2 protein-coding genes are annotated in these 2,039 nt (G+C 68.2%); one reads left to right on the forward strand and one right to left on the reverse strand.

Going from position 1 to position 2,039, the window contains the following annotated elements:
* Window positions 1–539: ABC transporter ATP-binding protein (locus tag EOA33_RS33645; RefSeq protein ID WP_145989454.1), on the forward strand; the 539-nt coding region annotated here is incomplete at its 5' end.
* Between the two features lie 56 nt (window positions 540–595).
* Here the strand turns inward: EOA33_RS33645 and EOA33_RS33650 are convergent.
* The coding region (locus EOA33_RS33650) for a hypothetical protein (RefSeq protein WP_348628288.1) at window positions 596–2,039 on the reverse strand (1,444 nt) is incomplete at its 5' end.

The raw sequence follows: 2,039 nt of genomic DNA on the forward strand, positions 1-2,039 counted from the left end.
CTCATGCGCCTCGGCAAGCCGCGCCGCTTGACCAGATCGATCCGTCCGGCTGGCGCCGCCACATCGCCTTGGCTAGCCAAGAGCTGGAGTTGGTCGACGGCACCATCCTCGACAACATCACCTATGGCCACGACACCGCCACGGCCGCTGACGCCGAGCGCGCGGCGCGGCTTGCCGAGGCGCATGAGTTCATCGAGCGCCTGCCGCAGGGCTACCAGACGGTCGCCGGCTATCGCGGCGTCAACCTGTCGGCCGGGCAGCGGCAGCGCATCGCGCTGGCGCGGGCTCTGGTGCGCGACCCCGACATACTGATCCTCGACGAAGCGACCAACGCGGTCGATGGGCTGTCGGAAGCGGCGATCGTGGAAACGCTGAAGTCACGTGCCGGACGGCGCACGACGCTGGTCATCAGCCATCACCACTCAACGATCTCGTTCTGCGACGACGTGGTCATCCTCGACCATGGCAGGGTGAAGAAGCAGGCGCCGTTCGCGACGCTGGCCGCGCGCAGCATGGACGAGCTCTACCAGCCGGAGTGAGGAGTTTTCCTCGCCCCCACGGTGGTGGGGGAGAGGTGGCCAAGCCTCGTCAGAACCTAAGACGCGTGCAACCGGCGGCGCGCCCGCCGGCGATGCGTGGGGTGCGCGGGATCGGCGACCACACCGGCGATCTCGACGACATTGTCCTCGCGGGTCCTGGCGGCGGTGACCCGGTGCAGGCGCTCATAGGGCAGCAGTTCCTTGATGCGGGCGTTGAGCGTGGCGACCTCGGCGCGCAGGTCCTCGCATTCCTGCTTCTGAATATCGAGCTCGATCTGCTCGGAGGCCTGCTGCAGCGAAAGCTGCGAGAGATTGGCGTTGATGGCCGAGAGGTTCATCTTGTCGGTTTCGCTCTCGCTCCGCAGCGCCGCCAGCTTCTCGTCGGCGATCTGCTTTTCGGCGAGCGCGTCGCTGGCCTGCGCCTTGAGCCTGGCGATCTCGGCCGCCGCCTCGCTCGTCTCGCTCGCGGCATGCTCCAGCCGCGCCTGCAGATCCTGGATCTCGGAACGCAGGCCGCGCATCTCCGCTTGACCGCGGGCAAGCTCGGCCTCGCGGTCGCCCTTCATGAGATTGGTCGCCTCGGCCGATTCCTGGAGCTTCGCCTGCGCGCTCTCCAGCGCCTTCTGCAGCCGCGCCTCCTCCTTCTCGCTCCGGCCGAGCGCCGCCACCAGATCGGTGACGCGGGCCGTGTCGGTGGCATGCGAGGCGGCGACCTCGTCCAGCTTGTGGCGCGCCTCGGCCTCGCGCTTCTGCGACTGGTCGAGGTCGATCGCCAGGCTGACCTGCTTTTCCCTCAGCATCTTGCATTCGCTGGCACTCCGGTTGGCCTCGACGGCCTTGGCCGAAAGCTGCTTGGCGATGTCGCCGAACTCGGCCTCGCGCCGGGCGCCGGCATTGGCCGCCTCGACGAGCTCGAGCCTCGCCGCCGCGAGCGCCGCGCGTAGCGTCTCGCGCTCCTGCACCAGGGCCGCCTCGCGCTGCTGCAGCGCCTCGAAGGCGCCGTCGCGCTCGCGCTGCCTGCGCCCCGCCTCGGCGAGTTGATCCGACAGCGCACGCTGCTCGCCGGCAAGTCCGGCATTGGTGAGTTCCATCTCGTTGGCGCGCAAGATGTCGCCGTGCAGTATGCCGAGGAATTCACGCGTCAGATGGTGCGAGGTGGCGACCTCGGAGAGCTTGCCGGAGATCTCCTCCAGATGCCCCTGCGCGTCGCGGAACAGGCCGTCGAGGGCGCCGAGCGCGGCAAGCCGGGTCTGCGTGTGCGGGGTCAGCCGTGGCGGGTGTTCGGGACTGTCCGCATCGGCCTCGGGCCGTGGGCCGTCGCCTTCCGCCGTGGGATCGGCATCCCCGGCGCTGGCGTCCTCCAATGGCAGCTCTTCATCGAGACAGGCATCGAATGCTTCCGCCAAATCCGTCTGGAGCTCCTCGAAAGCTCTGTCCACCTCATCGGCACGCTTGATCAGCTTCTTGAAGTTCATGACCGAACACCTTCTACACACACAC

The sequence above is a fragment of the Mesorhizobium sp. M4A.F.Ca.ET.050.02.1.1 genome, from assembly GCF_003997725.1.
Classification (GTDB): Bacteria; Pseudomonadota; Alphaproteobacteria; order Rhizobiales; family Rhizobiaceae; genus Mesorhizobium.